Origin of the sequence: Chryseobacterium sp., assembly GCF_022869225.1 — a bacterium.
Lineage (GTDB): Bacteria > Bacteroidota > Bacteroidia > Flavobacteriales > Weeksellaceae > Chryseobacterium.
The window spans coordinates 2338660-2356948 of sequence record NZ_JALIHL010000001.1; the positions used below are offsets into that span (position 1 = coordinate 2338660).

Genomic DNA, 18289 nt, shown 5'->3' on the forward strand with positions numbered 1-18289 from the left:
AAATTACTGCCTATCAGAATCTGATGACAGAAAAATAGACCAACGGAAGAAATAATCGACCAATGGCATTTTGCAAATTATTATTGAAATTGGAACGTATTTTTAAGGCTCAAAAAAGGAGAGGTTATCTTTGTAGGTTCTGCCTATAGGAAGCTTGATCTGATGGGTTAATTCTATTTCATGACAGCTTTTTCCACGGATGAGATGACGGGGTATCGCATAGCTCCGGTGTATCCTTACAAAAGAATCAAAAAAGTCTTTATGAAGGAGGTTTCCTAAAGAATCCAGGATACAATGGTTTTTTTCAAGAGTGATGATCCGGGTATAATCCTTTAAAGCTTCGAGATACAGAATATCGGTTTTCCTGATCTGAAAAATACTGCCGCCTTCTTTTATTTTAATAAAATTTTCCCCAAAAAGGGCATCATAGCAATCACATTTTTCTCTTACTTTAAAAAAATCAAAAAGTTTCTGCATAGAATAATGAAACCGTTCCGAAGTCAGAGGTTTTGTAATAAAGTCTAAAGTGTCGATTTCAAAAACGGAAGCGGCTAGTTCCGGACGGGAGCTTACAAAGATACAGGCGGGAATTTTATGGGCTATTTTTCTGAATTCCAGTCCGTTCATTCCTTTTAAACTGGTTTCAGTGAGCAGAAGGTCTACAGGGCGTTCAAGATAAGGAATCGCTTTCTCTGCCGAATCCAGAGCAGCGATTATTTCTATGTTTTCATACTGTCTTATGTAATGCTGAAGAACCAGCCTGTCCAGTTCATCAGCATCAATAATCATACACGTGATAGGTGTAATCATGATCCTCTGGATGTTAGTTTTTAATATATAATGATTTAAATCAAAAAATTATTATAAAGTTATTGATTTTTATCAAAAAAAGGATATTGAACTTAAAATTATATTAAAAATTATCCTTAAGTACAATTTGATTTTGTTTTTTTTCTGAAAAATATTAACTTGTAAAAATCATAAACATAGACAGAACTTAATGTTAGAAAAGAAAGAACATAACTATGAGAAAGCGGTCTTGGTGGGGATTATTACTCAAAATCAAGATGAAGAAAAACTGATGGAGTATATGGATGAGTTGGAGTTTTTGGCTTTCACAGCAGGAGCAACCGTACAAAAACGTTTCACTCAAAAATTAACGCAGCCTGATTCCAAAACGTTTATCGGAAGTGGAAAAGCACTTGAGATAAAAGAATATGTAAAAGAAAACGAGATAGGAACTGTAATTTTTGATGATGAACTTTCTCCTTCACAGCTTAAAAACCTGGAAAGAGAAATGGAAGTTAAAATTTTAGACAGAACCAATCTTATTCTCGATATTTTTGCTCAGAGGGCTCAAACTTCCTATGCAAGAACTCAGGTGGAATTGGCACAATATCAATATCTTTTGCCACGACTAACAAGAATGTGGACTCACTTGGAACGCCAGAAAGGGGGTATTGGGATGAGAGGTCCCGGTGAAACAGAAATTGAAACTGACCGCCGTATTATTCGTGACAGGATCACTTTGTTGAAAGATAAGTTAAAGACAATAGACAAGCAGATGGCAACGCAGCGTAACAATCGTGGAAAAGTTGTTCGTGCCGCTTTGGTAGGATATACCAATGTAGGAAAGTCTACCTTGATGAACTCCCTTTCAAAATCTGAAGTTTTTGCGGAAAACAAATTGTTTGCCACACTGGATACGACAGTAAGAAAGGTAGTGATTGGAAATCTGCCGTTTTTGCTTACCGATACGGTAGGATTCATCAGGAAGTTGCCTACTCAATTGGTAGAATCGTTTAAATCTACTTTGGATGAGGTGCGTGAAGCAGATCTTTTGATTCACGTGGTTGATATTTCCCATGAAAGTTTTGAAGATCATATAGAATCTGTGAATCATATTTTAATGGAAATCAACGCTCATCAGAAACCTATGATCATGGTTTTCAACAAGATTGATGATTTCAGCTATGAGAAAAAGGATGAAGATGACCTGACCCCGTCAACACGAAAGAATGTGTCTTTGGACGAATGGAAAAAAACATGGATGGCAAAATCCAAGTATCCGACAGTTTTCATCTCAGCTTTGACTAAGGAAAATTTCCCGGAAATGAAAAGGCTCATTTATGACGAGGTCATGAAGATCCATATTTCCAGATTCCCTTATAATGATTTCCTTTTCGAATATTTCGATGACGAAGACGAAGAAAATACCAATTAATGAAATATTACTTTTTCCTCCTGTTCCTTCTGTTTTCGGTTTTTGGATTCAGCCAGAAATCAAAAATAGATTTCAGAGCTATTGAGAAAGGTCTCAAAAGCACTGATTCTCCGTATAATTATGACAAACTTGTTTTCAAATATAAAGGGTTTCCCAGATCTTTAGACAGCATAGAGTCACAATATCTTTACTACGGAAGAAATTTTAGGAATGATAGGATCAATACTACGGATAACCGCTTTAAAAGTCTGGCAGAAGCTTTTAAGCAAAATAATTTCGAAGCATGTATAAAACAGGGAAAAGCCTTATATGATAAGGATCCTACCAATTTGGATATCCTTCTGATCCTTCTCAGAGCATTTGACTCTTTAAAAGACGGGAACAATTTTATGTACCACCTCAGCCAGTTCCGTTCATTGGCAGACGGAATAAAGAGCTCCGGAGATGGAAAGTCTGAAAAGACCGCTTATCTGGTCAACTCTGTAGGGGATGAATACATTCTGCTGAACATTCTGAATATTGGACAGGATTATACAAGAGGTTCAAAACCCGCGAAAGACGGAATGTTTGATATCTGGGAAAAAGATGGGAGTAAAACCTATATCAAAGTACTTTATTTTGACTCATAATTAATTAAAAAAACACTTAGTGGAATTATATTATTCATTTTCAGCATTAATCGTATTAGCATCTATATTTGCATACCTTAACTACAGGTTTTTAAAACTTCCAAGTACCATCGGAATCATGGTGATCGCCATAGTGGTGTCTATTTTCCTGGTAATGTTTGGAGAAACGATACTTCCAAGGACTTTCGGACATCTTAATAACCTGATGAACAGTATTGATTTTACAGAAGTTTTGATGGGGGCTATGCTTAATTTCCTTCTTTTTGCAGGAGGAATTCATATTAACATTAACGATCTTAAGGAACAGTTCAGACCTGTACTGATATTTTCCACCGTAGGAGTGGTTATTTCCACTTTTGTGGTAGGTTTCGGAATGTTTTATCTGTTGCCTTTAGTGGGAGTTCAGCTTCCTTTTATTTACTGCCTTGTTTTTGGTGCTTTGATTTCGCCTACTGATCCGGTAGCCGTTTTAAGTGTCCTGAAGCAGGCCAATGTTTCAAAATCACTGGAGACAAAAGTAGCGGGAGAATCCCTTTTCAATGATGGTATGGCGGTTGTGGTCTTTACAGTGGTCTTACAGCTTGCTGTCGGAAAAGAAGTAGATCTTGGGGTTGAAAGTATCGGATTGCTATTATTGAGAGAAGCCGGAGGAGGAATCTTGCTGGGCGGACTGTTAGGATGGATTACTTCCAGATTGATGCGTGAAGTGGATGATTATATTATCTCTGTGCTGGTAACACTTTCAGTAGTGATGGGAGGATATCTTATTGCACGACAGATGCATATATCGGGTCCGCTGACAATGGTGGCGGCCGGATTATTTATGGGGAACTTTAATAGGAGTTTCAAAATGAAGTCCATCACTCAGGATTATCTGATCAAATTCTGGGAACTGATCGATGAAATTCTGAATGCTGTATTATTCCTGTTTATCGGATTTGAACTTTTGATGATTAAAGATCTGAAGCACTTTATGATTCCGGGATTACTGGCAATTGTTGTGGTTCTGTTGGCCAGATTTATTTCCATCTGGGGTCCTACCAAGTTTACCTCTCTGAGAAGGAGTTTTAGCCCGCAAACCGTAAAAGTTCTTGTCTGGGGAGGAATCCGCGGGGGAGTTTCCATTGCATTGGCAATGTCTATCCCAAAAAGTGAATACAGTGAAATTATTTTAAGTATTACCTATTGTGTAGTTGTGTTCTCTATTATTGTACAGGGGCTTACTATTGCAAAAGTGGCCAATCCCAAGCAAATTGCTGAAGAAGATGAAGAGCAGGAGAATGTGGTCCTGGATGAAAATCCCTGATGTAATGGGGTGGGAAATATAAATCAAAAATTAGCTGCCGGTTTACTATGAGTAGTATGGTTAAAGAAATACAAGAAGCATTGGCTCTTTTATCCATTCCCGAAAAAGCAGAATTTTTTCCAAGGTTTTTCAAGACAGGAAAAGGAGAATATGGGGAAGGAGATTTGTTTTTGGGTGTAAAAGTTCCGGACCAGAGGTCTGTAGCCAAAGAATACTATTCAAAAATTAATGTAAAAGAACTGAGTGAACTGCTTTCTTCAAAATACCACGAACATAGGCTGACGGCTCTTTTCATGCTGATCTCAAAATTTGAAAAAACAAAAGATCAGGCCGTAAAAGAGGAGGTGGTAGCCTTTTATCTTAATCATTTACCGTATGTCAATAATTGGGACCTGGTAGATTCAAGCTGCTACAAAATATTGGGCAGATATGCTTTTGAAAACCAGAAAGAAAATCTGCTCAGAGACCTTTCGGAGTCTGAAGAGATGTGGCATAAAAGAATTGCTGTAGTAGGTACCATGCATTATGTGAAAAAAGGAGTATTTGAACTTACCAGAGAATTGGTAACAAGAAACTTAAAACATCCGCATGACCTGATGCATAAGGCCAACGGATGGCTGCTCCGGGAAATGGGACAGAAAAATGAAACGGAGTTAATAAGCTATCTGAACCAATACTACAAAGAAATGCCCAGAACCTGCCTCAGATATGCCATTGAAAAACTGGATGAAGACCTTCGACAGGATTATCTGAAAGGAAGGATATAAAGCAATTGGCCTTATCCGGACAGAAGACCTCCAAAATAAAAACAAGGAGGTAAGAGATTTAATGTAGAATTGAGTAATTTTGTGTTTTTAAACTCAATCATGAAAAAAAATCTCAAATTATATATTCTGTTTTTACCTGTATTTTTTCTGACCAGTTGTTTTGATATTTTAGACAAGGTTCATGTAAAAGCTGACGGAACAGGAGAATATACGATTATTCTTAATGCCAGTAAAAGCAAAACAAGGCTGGCTTCAATTTCTAAAATGGAAAGCATTAATGGAAAAAAAGTTCCCAAAAAACAAGAAATTGAAAATAAAATCAATGAAGCCGCTAAAATTTTCAAGGGTACACCGGGAATCACCAATGTAAAAACATCGATGGATTTTGATAACTATATCATCAAACTGAGCTGCAGCTTCAAAAAGATTGAAAATATCAATGCGGGATTAGAAAAACTTAAAGCTCAGAATATAGTGGGAAAAATGATTCCGACCCAGATTTACAGTCAGAATCTTGAGAAAAAATCATTGGTAAGAAACAAAGTAAATACATTCAAAGCAGACTACGATAAGATGAGTAAGGCAGACAAAGAGGTCTTTAACGATGCCCGATATACTTCCGTCATGCAGTTTGAAAATACCGTAAAATCTCAGACAAACAGCTCCTATCTGCTTTCACCCAATAAGAAAGCCATAAAACTCGAGGCATATATTCTGGATTTAATTCTTCAAAAAAAACAAATACACAATACGATTCTATTTCAATAAATTTCTAATATTTAGCCATGAAATCCATATTATTAAAAACACAAAAAATTATTTTTTTACTTTTTGGCTTTGCGGCTGCTTTTGCACAAAACAGTATGAAAATTCCCGGTGATGCCGTATTTTATATGGAGATCAACGGAAAACAGCTTAACAATAAAATCAATTGGAATAAGCTAAACCCTTTGTTACACGAATTAAGTAAAAAGAGCAAGGAAAAACCTTCATGGAATGATTATTCCAAAACCGGGATTAAATACGACGGAATTCAATATCATTATGCGGGTTTTAATGACTCTATAAAGACTTACAATACCCACTTTATCATAGATAACAAAGAGAAATTCCAGGAATTTATCAATTCCATCAAGAAAAAGGGATTGGAAGTATATAAGAAAACGAACTATTCTTATGTCGATATCGATGATGATATCTTTGTGGCATGGAATGGGGGACATGCGGTTCTTAGTATGGTAAGCTATACGAAACCTTCTAAAGATCTTTGGGAAGATGCTGCTGTAGCAGACAGTACAGCCGTTGCTGTTGACAGTACTGAGGCTATGACTGACAGCATCTATGCTGAAGAACCGGAAAAACCTTTTGATTATAAAGAAGAAATAAAGTATCTGAAGGACGATATTAAATACCTGAAAGACAATATCAAGGAAAATAACCTGGAAATTGCCCGGATTCAAAAAGATATTAAATACCTGGAAAAACATCATCAATATCCTCCGGATAAAGAAGAAGCTGAGCATTCTGAAAATGAAGAAGAAGCTCTTCCTAAAGAAGATGATGAAGCTGATAAGGCGTATCAAAAAGAACTTGACTCTATCAACAGAGAAAATTTCAAAATTGTAAAAAAATTGGCTGAAGGGCGATTTGATCAATATTTCAATTCAAATATGGAGGTTGAAGCGCCCAGGGAAATGCTTACTTTCAAAGATCCCCATTCGGATGTTTTTGTCTACACCGATTATGGAAGAATCGTGAATGAAGGAATTTATGGGAAAATAATGAAAAGCTACGATTTTGCCAGAGCCTTTCAAAATATGTACAATTCAGATTATGCCTACAATCTTTATTTTGACAAAGACAAAGTAAGACTGGTTAATAATTATCAGCATAAAAATGCTGAAATCCAGAAAAACTTTGCCTCCATTTATAAAGGGAAGAAAAATAAAAAGCTGTCAGCACTTATCAATGAAAAAAGTATTGGTTATTATATGATCAATGTAAACGGCGGAAAGTGCTTTGATCTCATGTACAGCCTTCTTCAGGAAACAGGAGACGGTGAATATAAAAAGGAAATGGAGCTGATGATGGAAACCATGAAAATTGTGTTGGATGAAGAGGCAATCACTAAAATTGCCCCGGGAAACGGAATTTTTGTTTTAAACGAACTGAAATCCAAACAAGTAGAGTATACCGATTATGAATATGATAATGATTACAATGAAAAAGAAGTAAAGAAAACCAAAGAGGTGGCTGTTCCTAATTTTACTTTTGCCTTTGCTACAGAGAATGAAGGCTATTGGAACCGTATTTTTAATGTATTGGCAACGAACAAAAAGCTGGCTAAGAATTTCTCGAAAAGTGGCAATTTTTATACGTTTAAAGATGATAAAAACGGAGGATATCTCGACCAGATGTTCTTTACGGTAAAAGACGGGATTGTTTACCTGGTAAGCTCAAAAGAGAATATTATTTCAAATACTCAATCTGAAGTTTCCAAAAAGTGGGCAAAAGATTCATACAAATATCCTTTATCCGGAAGATTGGATCTGAAGAGATTGTTAATTGGGCTGGATAAAGAATTCAAAAGTTCTTCAGAAAGGAAAATATTTGATCTTTTCAGAAAAAATGTAGGGGAAATGTATTATAAAACAGAGGTAAAAGGAGAAAGTATACAGACTGAAATGGATTATAACATCAAAGATTCTTCTGAAAACAGCTTAATGTATTTCTTTGATCTGTTTGATGATTTTTTTAAGAGTAAAGATTCAGAAAAAAAGCCGCAAATATTATAGATGATTAAAAAGAAATATAGTGCTCCGTTCATTGTATTACTGGCTGCAACAATTTATTTTGTATTTTTTTATAAGGACAAGACACTGAAGTTTGTTCCTAAAAATGCAGATGCAGTTGTTTTGGTCGATGTAAAGAAATTAACGGGGAAGTATCTCTATACTTTGGCTGTTCATCCTTCAGCATGGACTTTCTACAAAACAAAAAGGAAAGGCTCTGCTTCCCTAAAAGATTCCGGGATTAAAATTCCGGATTTCTTACAGGTTTTTCATCTTAAAGGCAGCAAATTCTCAGAGTGGTATACGGTTTTGGAGCTGAAGGATCAAAAAAAGCTGATTACTTTTTTAAAGAAGCACCAATTTATCAGCAAAGGGAAAAATCTCTTTCAAAAGGACCAGGTTTATCTTATCATAGAAGACGGGCACTGTATTTTCGGAACTTCAAATTCGGCCTTTACAACAATCCGTCAGCAGCTTCTTCAGGCTTCAGAAAAAAACACCTTTCATGCAGACCGGTTCATTCAGGGGACGGACGGAAGTATTTCCTTTATTTCCGGGCAGAAAATTCAAAATTTTTCTGTTGAACTGAAAGATGACGGCATCGAGATCAGCAACCATTCAAAATCAGAAAACTTGAATTCCCTGGCCTTAAAGCTGCAGCAGGGGAGTCATTTTTTAGAAATGGAATTAGATGCTGAAAATATAAAGAACGCGGGTCTTTTTTTTAGCAAAAGCAGGGCAGACTTATCACAAATCAATTATTTCCGGGCCACAGCTGATCTTGAGCAGGTGAGTGATACCATTGTCAGCTACGGTTATGACGATGATTTTAATGAAATTGAAAAAAAGACCGTTCAAAAAATTATTCAGCCCAACTATATCATTGATCTTCAAAGCCGGGCCCCCGGAAAAACCTGGGATTATTTTCAGGCTAAGAAATGGATTAATACCCGGAATCAGTTCACCGCGATTCCGTTCCAGCCCAATACGATCAGCCTAAGTGCCGGTGGAATTGTGATAAAGTCAATCAGAAAACCAATACCTTTATCTGCTAAACAAAACGAAAACTATATTTTCATAAGGAATATTCCTATGTTATCTTCTTCTTTAAGCGCTTTAAGTGAAACAGAGAAAAGACTCATTTCTGATATAGAGTATATATTGTATGGAAATAAAGCTCAGAATTATTGGGTCAAAGTAAAGACCAGGAATGGAAAATTACCCTTAATTTTGAGGAGGTAAATCATTCCATCCCTAAAAAAGACTCTCAAGTAATGGCCTCAACAGAAATTTTACTGCTCAAATCAATTACGCATTATTTTTTGCATCTGGTTTTCCCGGTGTTTATTGCCTTGATTTTTTTTCGCAAAAACTGGAAAAAGGCTTACCTTATTATGCTGGCTACAATGCTTGTAGATGTGGATCACCTTTTTGCCAATCCTGTTTTTGATCCTTCAAGAAATAGTATTGGGTTTCATTTTTTACATTCCTATTATGCGATTGCGGTGTATTTTCTGATGCTGTTTTTTAAAGGGAATATCAGAATTATTGCAGTCGGGCTGTTGTTTCATATGCTGACAGATTTTCAGGACTTTACCCTGTGGTCTCATTAAAATATCATTAATATTTCCTTTTAATATTTCAAAAGTTATAGATTTTTTGTATTTTGTAGTCACTTTATGAGACTTAAAGAACTTTTACATTATACTTATATTTTTCCTGTTCTTGCGGTAGGGTACTACTTTTCCGGAATGATAGGAGAAGGGGTTATCTATGATATTATTGCCGGAATTTTATTGATCGGGAGTGTGCTGTCGGCGGTACACCATGCTGAAGTGGTAGCCCATAAAGTAGGCGAGCCTTTTGGAACCATTATCCTGGCCCTCTGTATCACAATTATTGAAGTGGCGTTGATCATCTCACTGATGGTTGCCGGCGGAGATCAGGCGATCACGCTGGCCAGAGATACCGTTTTTGCTGCCGTAATGCTTATTCTTAATGGAATTTTGGGAATCTGTATTCTGGTAGGTGGCGTTAAATACCACGAACAGTTCTTTGCAAGAACTTCTGCCACAACTTACCTGGTAAGTATCGTTTCAATTTTGGTGCTTACCCTTGTTCTTCCAAATTTTACTTCAAGTGTCAACGGACCTTTCTATAATGAAGCTCAGCTTATCTTTATTTCCATTGCCTGCCTGGCCATATATGGCGTTTTTCTCATGGTGCAGACCGTACGGCACAGGAGTTATTTTATAGTACCTGATGAGCATCCTGAAGAACATTATATTCCTTCACTGACGAAAACAGTGATAAGTTTTGTCTTTCTGGTCGTTTGTCTGGCGATTGTTGTGCTCATGGCAAAAGGATTATCCGATACCATTGAAAATATGGTACAAAGTTTAGGAGCTCCCAAGTCGTTGGTCGGAGTGATTATTGCTGCTGTAGTTCTTCTTCCGGAAGGGGTAGCGGCCATTCGTGCGGCAAGGGCCAATCAGATCCAGTCCAGTCTGAATCTGGCATTGGGTTCAGCGCTGGCCAGTATAGGATTGACAATTCCGGCCGTTTCAGCAGTATGTATCATGTACGATATTCCACTGGTGTTGGGATTGGATAAAAAAGATGTTATTCTGCTTTCTTTATCCGTATTTATTGTTATGCTTTCACTGAGCCGGGGAAAGACCAATGTCCTTTACGGAACAGTTCTTTTAGTGAATCTTGCAGCATATATATTTACGGTGATTGTTCCTTAACCACTAACGTTTTCTTATCTACTGTCTTCGCAGGATTAACCGGTGATGTCTTTCGACCTTTGAACATTAAACAGCTTATAAAAAATGACAACAATCTCCGAAGATTGTTGCCATTTTATTAATGTTTATATCGATTAATCTTGCATTTCCCATAGCTCTCCTTCTCCTTGATAGCCATTTTGTAACCACATTTTATCAAAAGCATGGCTAAGGGTCTTACCGGCTTCTTTGCCATAACAATTGAAAGAAACTTTATTGGGACTGTGTACTTTCATTTCCCACTCTTCTCCTTCTCCTTGGATGCCTTTCTGTAACCATAATTTATCGAAGGCATGGCTTAAGTATAATCCGTTTTCTCTACTAATGCATTTTAATGCAACTCTATTATGGGATAATTCTTCAAGAATGAAGACTTCACCTAATCCTTTAATGCCATTTTGAAGAAAAACATCTGCATTTCCGTGGCTTAAGAATTTTCCTTTTTCTTTTCCTTGAGCTTGTAATAATATTACTTTAGCTATTTTTACGTTTTCTTGAGTTAATTCCATGATTTCTAAGTTTTTTTTTGATTTCCTACTCTAGTTGCTTTTCGGATACCGCAGTCAAAATTTAATTTTTAAGACGTCTGTAGTAATTTTGATAGAGTAAAGCTAGAGATAAAAAAAACATTTCGAATCAGTAGAAATACTTAAAAATCAGATATTTACAAAAGTGACGCAATTGTGAAATATTTTATTTTTCTTATTCCTCATATGCTGGTATACCTTGGTAATCAAGGTGAGCCTGTGTTTGGTCATCAAAAAACAGGGTTAGATCGGTAGTTGGAAAAGTAAAAATAATGGGATAGATGAATTTGATTCCAGGTAAATTTAGGAAGGGAAATTTTTTTGCAGAATGGGGAAGCTGATGAATTTAGGAATAATATCGTTACGGTACTGCTCCTTAAAAGTAAAAGGAGCATCTGCAAACCGGCGTAAAATACATTTTCTAATCTTCACTCCCGGATAGCGAACCTTGAAACCTGTTACAGTCTTCGGGCCAGTTCCATTTTGAATGCCATCAGTCTGGCAATGTTTTCTGATTTGTAGACCGCCATATCTGCATTTTCTCCTACAAAATTTTCCTCTATTGTCGTTCGCCAGAGTTCCAGCCATCGGTCGAAGTGTTGCTGCTCCATAGCCTGGATCTCGTTGATTGGAAAATGGACTCCCATAGGATTTCCTTTGTAAGTCATTTGCCCAAAAAGAATTGATTCCCAAAAAGAATACATTTTCGGAAGATGCAGGTCCCAGTTCACTTTTGCAATATCACTGAAAAAGAATCCAATGGTTTCATCCTTAATGACTTTGCTGTAAAATGAGTTAACAAGATGTTCAATATCTTCTCTTGATTCAAGCTTTTTCATCTTTCAAATGTACATCAAAATCAAATTAAAAATCTCATTGCAGGATTGATAAATTTCATGAAAACAATCTTTTATCTTTGTATCGAAGAAAAAAGGAATAGAAAATGGGTGTTTCATCAATTCCTGTTGTTCTTTAATCAAAAAATAAGATCAATGACCAGAGGGTTCAGAAAAATAATCCGGCAGAAAAATACTGAAAACAGTGGTTTCGGAAGCAATGCATCGGGAAGGTTTATCAATAAAGATGGTCTTCCGAATGTTCGGAGAACGGGAGTGAATGTATTCAATAGATTGAGTTGGTATCATACGATGCTGAATCTATCCTCTTTTCGTTTTATTTCCTATCTGGTAGTTGCTTATATTCTTATTAATCTGGTGTTTGCAATGATTTATTATATGATTGGAGTAGAGCACCTTACGGGAATTGATAAAAGCGATCCGCTCAATGAGTTTATTGATGTTTTCTTTTTCAGCTCACAGACATTTACTACGGTAGGGTACGGAAGAATTGCTCCTGTGGGTTTTTTAGCGAGCCTGGTGGCTACTTTTGAAGCTTTTTTGGGATTGCTTACCTTTGCCATTGCAACCGGGCTTTTTTACGGAAGATTCTCAAGGCCGAGAGCTTATCTGAGATTTTCTGATATTGCGGTGATTGCTGCTTTTCAGGATGCGGCGGCACTGATGTTCAGACTAGCTCCTTATAAAAATAATGCGCTGACGGATGCCGATGTCATTCTATCGGCAGCAATAGAAGTGATTGAAGACGGGATACCCAAAAGCAATTTTTATAGATTAGAGACACAATTGAGTAAAATCAATACATTGGCGCTCAACTGGACCGTGGTTCATAAAATAGATGAAAATTCGCCATTTTATGGCTTCTCAGAAGAGGATTTTAAAACAACGGATATTGAACTGATTGTTCAGGTACGTGCATTTGATGAAGTTTTCTCAAATACGGTCGTTCAAAGGTCTTCTTATGTAACAGGAGAAATTGTTTACGGAGCCCGATTTGTTCCGATGTATTATCCGAATAAAGATCATCTTGCGACGGTCCTGGATCTGGATAAGATCAATGAATACCAAAAGGAAGAGCTTCCGTCTTCGGCAAGAAACAAAGAATAAATGGATTTAGATTTTTATAAAAAACAGGCTTTACAAAAACAGAAGGAACATAAAAAGTTTTTAGACGGATTAAAGAAGAAACCGCCTAAGAATCTCGATTATATTGTGCAGGAAACCCATGACGAAGTTTTTGAAGAGATAGATTGCTTACAGTGCGCGAACTGCTGTAAAACAACAGGACCTTTGTACACCGAAAAAGATATTGAGCGTATTGCGAAACACCTTCGTATGAAATCGGCAGATTTCGAATCAAAGTTTTTGAGGGTAGACGAGGACCATGATAAAGTATTACAGCATCTTCCCTGTTTTTTCCTCAATAGTGATAATACCTGTTCCATCTATGAAGTAAGGCCGAAAGCATGCCGTGAATATCCGCATACTGACCGGAAAAAAATTTATCAGATCAATCATCTGATGCTTAAAAACACAGTGATCTGCCCCGCAGCCTTTGAATTTGTAGAAAAAATGATGAAGAATGTGACAAAATAAACATTGAACTGCTGTATCGCAAAGACACCGAAGCTTCAGTAACGTTAAATGCCGGATTGTAATTTATTAGCTTTTTAACCTCAGCATAAGTTCCATTTTTTAGGCATTTAGGGTTTTATTGTAAGTAGGATATTTTTTCGTAAAATCCTCTTAAATAATTATAAAGTACGTTAAATAAGATAATTACAGATAATTTTGTAATGAATGTGTCGTTTAAGTTAAACAACCATTTAAAATATTACATTATGAAAAAGTTATTTTTAACGGCAGCGCTTACATTTGTCGGAGTAATCGCAGTATCGGCCCAAACGCAAACTCAGAAACCGGCCGAAAATTCTACTAATAATCCAGCAACCACTCAGACACAGCAGAGCTCACAGACTACCACTGACTGGAGTACTTCCTCAACAACCAGCGGGCAAAAACAAAATACAACAGCAGATGCTTCGACTGCTACTCCTGCCGCTGATGCAACAGTAAGTACAGGAAGCACGGCAGAAGCCACCAAGCCTGCAGAAGCCACTAAAGAAGAGAAGAAAAGTAAAAAGAAAAAGTAAAAGTAAAAACATTTTAGTAAACACCAGAAAGAATCCTGAAATCTAGTATTTCAGGATTTTTTTTGATCAATTTCTCTGATTCTGGATGCTACTATCCTTTGGACTAAATCAAGGGGTAAATCCTTTGCAACGGGAAACTGCACTGCTCCTTTCGAAAACTTATAATTTCCTTCTTTAAAATCCTCCTCAAAGGACTTTATTCCTTCAGCGCCGGGATAAAAACCAATATGATTCTTATACGCTGCGAAATAGACCAATGGTTTACCTTTATATTTGAAAGCAGGCATTTGATAGCCGATATACTCTTCCAGATCGGGTATCTGCATATGTACAGCCTTTCTGAGCTGCTCAAGCTTTTTCCGAATTTCTTCTGGAAACAAAAGGAGGTATTCATCAATATTTTTGAAGGTGTTTTTCATCATATAAAAATAAAAAAAGCACTGCATATAGCAGCGCTTTCTCCTTTCACTTTTTACTTTTTTCCCATTTTCCCGGGAACAGGCTATATCAAAAAAGGTCGGGAATTTTTCCCAACCTTTGTTTTATTTACACAACTCCTTGAGCCAGCATAGCTTCTGCAACTTTTACGAAGCCTGCAATATTGGCCCCTTTTACGTAGTTTACATAGCCGTCTTCGTCTTTTCCGTAATCTCTACAAGCTTTGTGGATACCGATCATGATTTCCTTTAATCTTGCGTCAACTTCTTCAGAAGTCCAGTTAAGACGGATAGAGTTCTGGGTCATTTCTAATCCTGATGTGGCTACACCTCCGGCGTTGGATGCCTTACCAGGAGAGAATAATACCTTACTGTCTAAGAAATAGTTGATTGCATCCAGTGTAGAAGGCATGTTAGCCGCTTCAGTTACACAAATACATCCGTTCTCAACTAATCTTTTTGCATCATCCAGATCCAGTTCGTTTTGGGTAGCAGATGGGAATGCTACATCACATTTTACTTCCCAAGGACGTTTTCCTGCGTGGAATTCAGCAGAAGGATACTTTTTAGCATAATCCTCAGCTCTGTTGTTTCCGGAAGATCTTAATTCTAATAAATAATCGATCTTTTCTCCGCTGATACCGTCTTTGTCATAGATATATCCGTCAGGACCAGAGATGGTTACTACCTTAGCACCCAGCTCAGTCGCTTTTTTGATCACTCCCCAGGCTACGTTTCCGAACCCTGAAACACTTACTGTCTTACCTTTGAAATCTTGTCCGATGGTTTTAAGCATCTGCTCTGCAAAGTATACAACACCATATCCTGTAGCTTCAGGACGGATCAATGAACCTCCGTAAGCAAGACCTTTTCCTGTAAGAACTCCTGTGAATTCGTTTCTGATTTTCTTGTATTGTCCGAATAGGTATCCGATTTCTCTTGCTCCCACACCGATATCTCCTGCAGGGACATCTGTCTCAGGACCGATGTGCTTGCATAATTCTGTCATGAAAGCCTGGCAGAAACGCATTACTTCCATATCGGATTTTCCTTGTGGATCGAAATCAGAACCTCCTTTACCACCGCCCATTGGAAGGGTTGTTAAAGAGTTTTTGAATACCTGTTCAAATGCAAGGAACTTAAGAACTGATAAATTTACAGTAGGGTGGAAACGGATTCCTCCTTTGTATGGGCCAATAGCAGAGTTCATCTGAATTCTGAACCCTCTGTTAACCTGAATCTCTCCTTTATCATCAACCCATGGAACTCTGAAAATAATAATTCTTTCAGCTTCAGCCATTCTTTCAAGCAGCTTCATTCCGGTATATTCTTTTTTAGTAGCAATGAATGGAATTACGGTTACGGCAACTTCTTTTACAGCCTGTAAAAATTCCGGTTCGTTAGGATTTTTTGCTTCAATTTTTGCAATAAACTCTTGGATTTTCTGGTCAATATTATATTGTTCCATATATTAAGGTTGAATATTATTGTCAACAAATTTAATTTTTTTTTCAAGATTCACAACACCATATTTTAAAATTGCTAAAAATTAAATAATAATGTTCTGTAATATTATTAAATTGATAATTTATGATTGAATATTATTAATAATGAAATGTTATTTGTGAAATAATGCAATATTAAGAAATCGTTAATTCTTAAATTGCAATAAATTGCCTCCCGGAAAATGATTTTACTTTCCCCAAAAGCTCCAATTCTAAAATTACAGGTAAGATTTTATGCGAAGAAATTGCAATTTCCTGTACCATATCATCTAAAGATATCTGCGGATTCTGTTTTATGAATTGATATATTGTGTTTTGATTATCAGTGAGTTGTATGGCGGATTCGCTGTAGGGGAACAGCTCTTCGGTTTTCTCCTGAGGATTGTTAAATCCCAGGAGAATGATAAGGTCTTTTAGGGTAGAAATAGCTGTTGCTTTATTATGGAAAATCAACTGATTACATCCCTGGCTGTATACATCAGTAATTTTTCCCGGGAGTGCAAAAACTTCCCTGTTATAGTCGTTGGCAAAAGTAGCGGTGCTAACAGATCCGCCTCCGAATCCAGTCTCCACGACGATCGTAGAAGGGGAAATTCCTGCAACGACCCTATTTCTTTGGATGAAATTTTCCCGGTCCGGTTTTCTTGATGAGCCAAACTCGGTCAATAGGGCTCCTCCTTCCTGAAGAATTCTCTCTGAAAGTTTTTTGTTTTTGGAAGGATACAGGAATTCAAAACCATGAGCTAGAACAGCTACTGTAGGCTTTTGATGCTGAATGGACTGCTCGTGGACTTCTTTGTCAGCTCCTAATGCTAACCCGCTTACGGATACATAGGAAGAGGATTGTGTAGCTTCAAAGAAATCATGAATAAACTGGCGGCCATAAGTGGTCATATTCCGGGTTCCTACAATGCTTACTTTTGGCAAAGCATCATCAATGCATCCCTTTTGATAGAGTATTGCAGGGGAGTCGGGACATTCAGCAAGAAGCCGGGGTGTTTCATTCCGATGTTTCAACCGGATCCGGATATTATTCTTTTCGCAAAATTTCAGTTCTTTTTCTGCAAATTTCAAATGCTCTTCATTTCCAATGTCGGCAACTGTTTTCTGTCCTATTCCTTCCAGCTTTTTATATTCCTTTCCGGCTCTCTTCCAGGTTTCTGCTGCACTGCCAAAAGTCCTGATAAGTTTATGGAAATTAATATCGCCAATCTGGCTGCATTCGCGCAGTGCAACGGCATAAAAGTATTCTTCGGAGATCATATGTGTTTTTTTTCAAATGTAATAAAATAACCCGAGTCCGGAATAACACAATATTGTCAGGAAGCCTGAAGCCGGAAGAGGGAAGTTACAGATCCCTTAATAAATAGCTATAGGCAGGGTTTTATTACTTTTAAGATGACTCATCAGAACTTTTGATAACTTTCAGAAATCAAAGATTGATAGTCACTTCCAACCTCTTTCTTCTATCTTTCAGCCCCTTTATCTTAAGTTTTACTTCCTTCTTAATTCTTCCAGATGATCCCAGATATCGTCTCTTTTTTTATAAGGGAGTTCTAAAAAGTCTTCAGGGTGATTTTCTTTATATTCCTGCCATAATTTATCATCCTTTTCATTATAATAATTAGGAAATTCCCAAATGTATTTTTTCTTTTTTTCACCTACATTTTTAAATGCAAAAGCTATAATACTTCCTACTACAGCGCCTGAAAGGTGGGCCTGCCAGGAAATTTTGCTTGGCTCCTGCATATTATAAAACAGTTCTTCCGGAAGCATTCCCCACACCAAACTTCCATAATACAATACCACCAGCATTGAAATGGTAAGCAGCTTGGTATTCCACTTGAATACCCCGCTGAAAAACAGGAAAAAAGCCAGAACATATACTACACCACTAGCCCCAATGGTACAGGTGTACATATATTCTCCTGTAAGAATGTCAATAGGCGGGAGCAGCCAGACCAATAACCCTGTAGCCAGCCAGCCTGTAATAAAAACTTTATTGGCAACCAGCGGGTAGAACTGGTACAGCAGAAACATCAGAACGGCTATCGGAATGGAATTTCCTATAATATGATCTATATTTCCATGCAAAAGAGGAGAAGTGATCACTCCTAAAAGGCCTTCCGGTAATAAAGGGATAATCGCTCCAAAGCAACTTTCAAAAAAGCCATGCATTTGTAAAAAGTACCCGAACCACATTGCGGAAAGCATCAGCAAAGGGTATATAATTGCTCTTTTGGAAATTACATTTTTTAACATGAGGATTTTACGTCAAATCAAAAGCCAAGGATAAATTTCGG

General features: G+C 37.1%; 19 protein-coding genes. 12 read left to right on the forward strand and 7 right to left on the reverse strand.

Annotation, left to right across the window (positions count from 1 at the left end; genetic code table 11):
• Positions 1 to 102 precede the first annotated feature (102 nt).
• Positions 103 to 810: a LytTR family DNA-binding domain-containing protein gene (locus MUW56_RS10985; protein WP_292013236.1), complete on the reverse strand. Its 708-nt coding sequence runs from the start codon at positions 808 to 810 to the stop codon at positions 103 to 105.
• A 190-nt stretch (positions 811 to 1000) separates the two neighbouring features.
• Between MUW56_RS10985 and hflX the strand changes: the two genes are divergently transcribed.
• The 9 genes from hflX to MUW56_RS11030 all read left to right on the forward strand — a co-directional run bounded on the left by hflX (position 1001) and on the right by MUW56_RS11030 (position 10468).
• Complete coding sequence (gene hflX, locus MUW56_RS10990) at positions 1001 to 2224, forward strand: GTPase HflX (RefSeq protein WP_292013237.1); 1224 nt, start codon at positions 1001 to 1003, stop codon at positions 2222 to 2224.
• The gene (locus MUW56_RS10995) at positions 2224 to 2853 is read left to right on the forward strand and encodes a DUF4919 domain-containing protein (protein WP_292013238.1); all 630 of its coding nucleotides are present in this window, start codon (positions 2224 to 2226) and stop codon (positions 2851 to 2853) included. Before hflX ends, MUW56_RS10995 begins: the two co-directional genes overlap by 1 nt.
• Before the next feature lie 19 nt (positions 2854 to 2872).
• Positions 2873 to 4159 (forward strand): sodium:proton antiporter, encoded by a 1287-nt coding sequence (locus MUW56_RS11000; RefSeq protein WP_292013239.1) that lies wholly within the window; start codon positions 2873 to 2875, stop codon positions 4157 to 4159.
• Between the two features lie 47 nt (positions 4160 to 4206).
• Positions 4207 to 4926, forward strand: coding sequence for a DNA alkylation repair protein (locus MUW56_RS11005; RefSeq protein ID WP_292013240.1), 720 nt, complete (start codon positions 4207 to 4209; stop codon positions 4924 to 4926).
• Between the two features lie 99 nt (positions 4927 to 5025).
• Positions 5026 to 5694, forward strand: coding sequence for a hypothetical protein (locus tag MUW56_RS11010; protein ID WP_292013241.1), 669 nt, complete (start codon positions 5026 to 5028; stop codon positions 5692 to 5694).
• A gap of 17 nt (positions 5695 to 5711) precedes the next feature.
• Positions 5712 to 7721 carry a hypothetical protein gene (locus MUW56_RS11015; protein WP_292013242.1) on the forward strand — a complete coding sequence of 670 codons (2010 nt, stop codon included), beginning with the start codon at positions 5712 to 5714 and terminating at the stop codon, positions 7719 to 7721.
• Complete coding sequence (locus MUW56_RS11020; RefSeq protein ID WP_292013243.1) at positions 7722 to 8960, forward strand: hypothetical protein; 1239 nt, start codon at positions 7722 to 7724, stop codon at positions 8958 to 8960.
• A gap of 32 nt (positions 8961 to 8992) precedes the next feature.
• Positions 8993 to 9331, forward strand: a complete 339-nt coding sequence (locus MUW56_RS11025) for a DUF6122 family protein (RefSeq protein WP_292013244.1) — start codon at positions 8993 to 8995, stop codon at positions 9329 to 9331.
• A gap of 66 nt (positions 9332 to 9397) precedes the next feature.
• Positions 9398 to 10468, forward strand: a complete 1071-nt coding sequence (locus MUW56_RS11030; protein ID WP_292013245.1) for an ionic transporter y4hA — start codon at positions 9398 to 9400, stop codon at positions 10466 to 10468.
• A gap of 134 nt (positions 10469 to 10602) precedes the next feature.
• Here the strand turns inward: MUW56_RS11030 and MUW56_RS11035 are convergent, their stop codons facing one another.
• Together MUW56_RS11035 and MUW56_RS11040 are read right to left on the reverse strand one after the other, a co-directional pair.
• Positions 10603 to 11016: a hypothetical protein gene (locus tag MUW56_RS11035; protein ID WP_292013246.1), complete on the reverse strand. Its 414-nt coding sequence runs from the start codon at positions 11014 to 11016 to the stop codon at positions 10603 to 10605.
• A 476-nt stretch (positions 11017 to 11492) separates the two neighbouring features.
• Positions 11493 to 11873 carry a group III truncated hemoglobin gene (locus tag MUW56_RS11040; RefSeq protein ID WP_292013247.1) on the reverse strand — a complete coding sequence of 127 codons (381 nt, stop codon included), beginning with the start codon at positions 11871 to 11873 and terminating at the stop codon, positions 11493 to 11495.
• A gap of 57 nt (positions 11874 to 11930) precedes the next feature.
• On the opposite strand from MUW56_RS11040, the gene MUW56_RS11045 reads away from it, so the two are divergent.
• The 3 genes from MUW56_RS11045 (at position 11931) to MUW56_RS11055 (ending at position 14044) form a co-directional block, all read left to right on the forward strand.
• On the forward strand, positions 11931 to 12998 hold the full coding sequence (locus MUW56_RS11045; protein ID WP_367118509.1) for an ion channel: 1068 nt from the start codon (positions 11931 to 11933) through the stop codon (positions 12996 to 12998).
• On the forward strand, positions 12999 to 13487 hold the full coding sequence (locus MUW56_RS11050) for a YkgJ family cysteine cluster protein (RefSeq protein ID WP_292013248.1): 489 nt from the start codon (positions 12999 to 13001) through the stop codon (positions 13485 to 13487). It begins immediately after the preceding gene.
• 245 nt (positions 13488 to 13732) lie between these two features.
• Positions 13733 to 14044: a hypothetical protein gene (locus tag MUW56_RS11055; protein WP_292013249.1), complete on the forward strand. Its 312-nt coding sequence runs from the start codon at positions 13733 to 13735 to the stop codon at positions 14042 to 14044.
• Between the two features lie 50 nt (positions 14045 to 14094).
• On the opposite strand, the gene MUW56_RS11060 is transcribed toward MUW56_RS11055, so the two are convergent.
• The 4 genes from MUW56_RS11060 to MUW56_RS11075 form a co-directional block, all read right to left on the reverse strand.
• Positions 14095 to 14490 (reverse strand): iron chaperone, encoded by a 396-nt coding sequence (locus MUW56_RS11060; protein ID WP_367118510.1) that lies wholly within the window; start codon positions 14488 to 14490, stop codon positions 14095 to 14097.
• Between the two features lie 100 nt (positions 14491 to 14590).
• Positions 14591 to 15949, reverse strand: a complete 1359-nt coding sequence (gene gdhA, locus MUW56_RS11065; RefSeq protein WP_292013250.1) for an NADP-specific glutamate dehydrogenase — start codon at positions 15947 to 15949, stop codon at positions 14591 to 14593.
• A gap of 190 nt (positions 15950 to 16139) precedes the next feature.
• Complete coding sequence (dprA, locus tag MUW56_RS11070) at positions 16140 to 17249, reverse strand: DNA-processing protein DprA (protein WP_292013251.1); 1110 nt, start codon at positions 17247 to 17249, stop codon at positions 16140 to 16142.
• A gap of 231 nt (positions 17250 to 17480) precedes the next feature.
• Positions 17481 to 18248, reverse strand: coding sequence for a rhomboid family intramembrane serine protease (locus MUW56_RS11075; protein WP_292013252.1), 768 nt, complete (start codon positions 18246 to 18248; stop codon positions 17481 to 17483).
• Positions 18249 to 18289: the final 41 nt, after the last annotated feature.

Bases quoted from the DNA above. Each gene is read 5' to 3' on its own strand.
- MUW56_RS11030 (WP_292013245.1), top strand. From the start codon at position 9,398: ATGAGACTTAAAGAACTTTTACATTATACTTATATTTTTCCTGTTCTT.
- MUW56_RS11015 (WP_292013242.1), top strand. From the start codon at position 5,712: ATGAAATCCATATTATTAAAAACACAAAAAATTATTTTTTTACTTTTT.
- MUW56_RS11060 (WP_367118510.1), bottom strand. From the start codon at position 14,490: ATGCAGTGCTTTTTTTATTTTTATATGATGAAAAACACCTTCAAAAAT.
- MUW56_RS11055 (WP_292013249.1), top strand. From the start codon at position 13,733: ATGAAAAAGTTATTTTTAACGGCAGCGCTTACATTTGTCGGAGTAATC.
- MUW56_RS11020 (WP_292013243.1), top strand. From the start codon at position 7,722: ATGATTAAAAAGAAATATAGTGCTCCGTTCATTGTATTACTGGCTGCA.
- MUW56_RS10995 (WP_292013238.1), top strand. From the start codon at position 2,224: ATGAAATATTACTTTTTCCTCCTGTTCCTTCTGTTTTCGGTTTTTGGA.
- MUW56_RS11075 (WP_292013252.1), bottom strand. From the start codon at position 18,248: ATGTTAAAAAATGTAATTTCCAAAAGAGCAATTATATACCCTTTGCTG.
- MUW56_RS11040 (WP_292013247.1), bottom strand. From the start codon at position 11,873: ATGAAAAAGCTTGAATCAAGAGAAGATATTGAACATCTTGTTAACTCA.
- MUW56_RS11050 (WP_292013248.1), top strand. From the start codon at position 12,999: ATGGATTTAGATTTTTATAAAAAACAGGCTTTACAAAAACAGAAGGAA.
- MUW56_RS11005 (WP_292013240.1), top strand. From the start codon at position 4,207: ATGAGTAGTATGGTTAAAGAAATACAAGAAGCATTGGCTCTTTTATCC.
- MUW56_RS10985 (WP_292013236.1), bottom strand. From the start codon at position 810: ATGATTACACCTATCACGTGTATGATTATTGATGCTGATGAACTGGAC.
- MUW56_RS11045 (WP_367118509.1), top strand. From the start codon at position 11,931: ATGAAAACAATCTTTTATCTTTGTATCGAAGAAAAAAGGAATAGAAAA.
- MUW56_RS11010 (WP_292013241.1), top strand. From the start codon at position 5,026: ATGAAAAAAAATCTCAAATTATATATTCTGTTTTTACCTGTATTTTTT.
- hflX (WP_292013237.1), top strand. From the start codon at position 1,001: ATGTTAGAAAAGAAAGAACATAACTATGAGAAAGCGGTCTTGGTGGGG.
- MUW56_RS11035 (WP_292013246.1), bottom strand. From the start codon at position 11,016: ATGGAATTAACTCAAGAAAACGTAAAAATAGCTAAAGTAATATTATTA.
- MUW56_RS11025 (WP_292013244.1), top strand. From the start codon at position 8,993: ATGGCCTCAACAGAAATTTTACTGCTCAAATCAATTACGCATTATTTT.
- gdhA (WP_292013250.1), bottom strand. From the start codon at position 15,949: ATGGAACAATATAATATTGACCAGAAAATCCAAGAGTTTATTGCAAAA.
- dprA (WP_292013251.1), bottom strand. From the start codon at position 17,249: ATGATCTCCGAAGAATACTTTTATGCCGTTGCACTGCGCGAATGCAGC.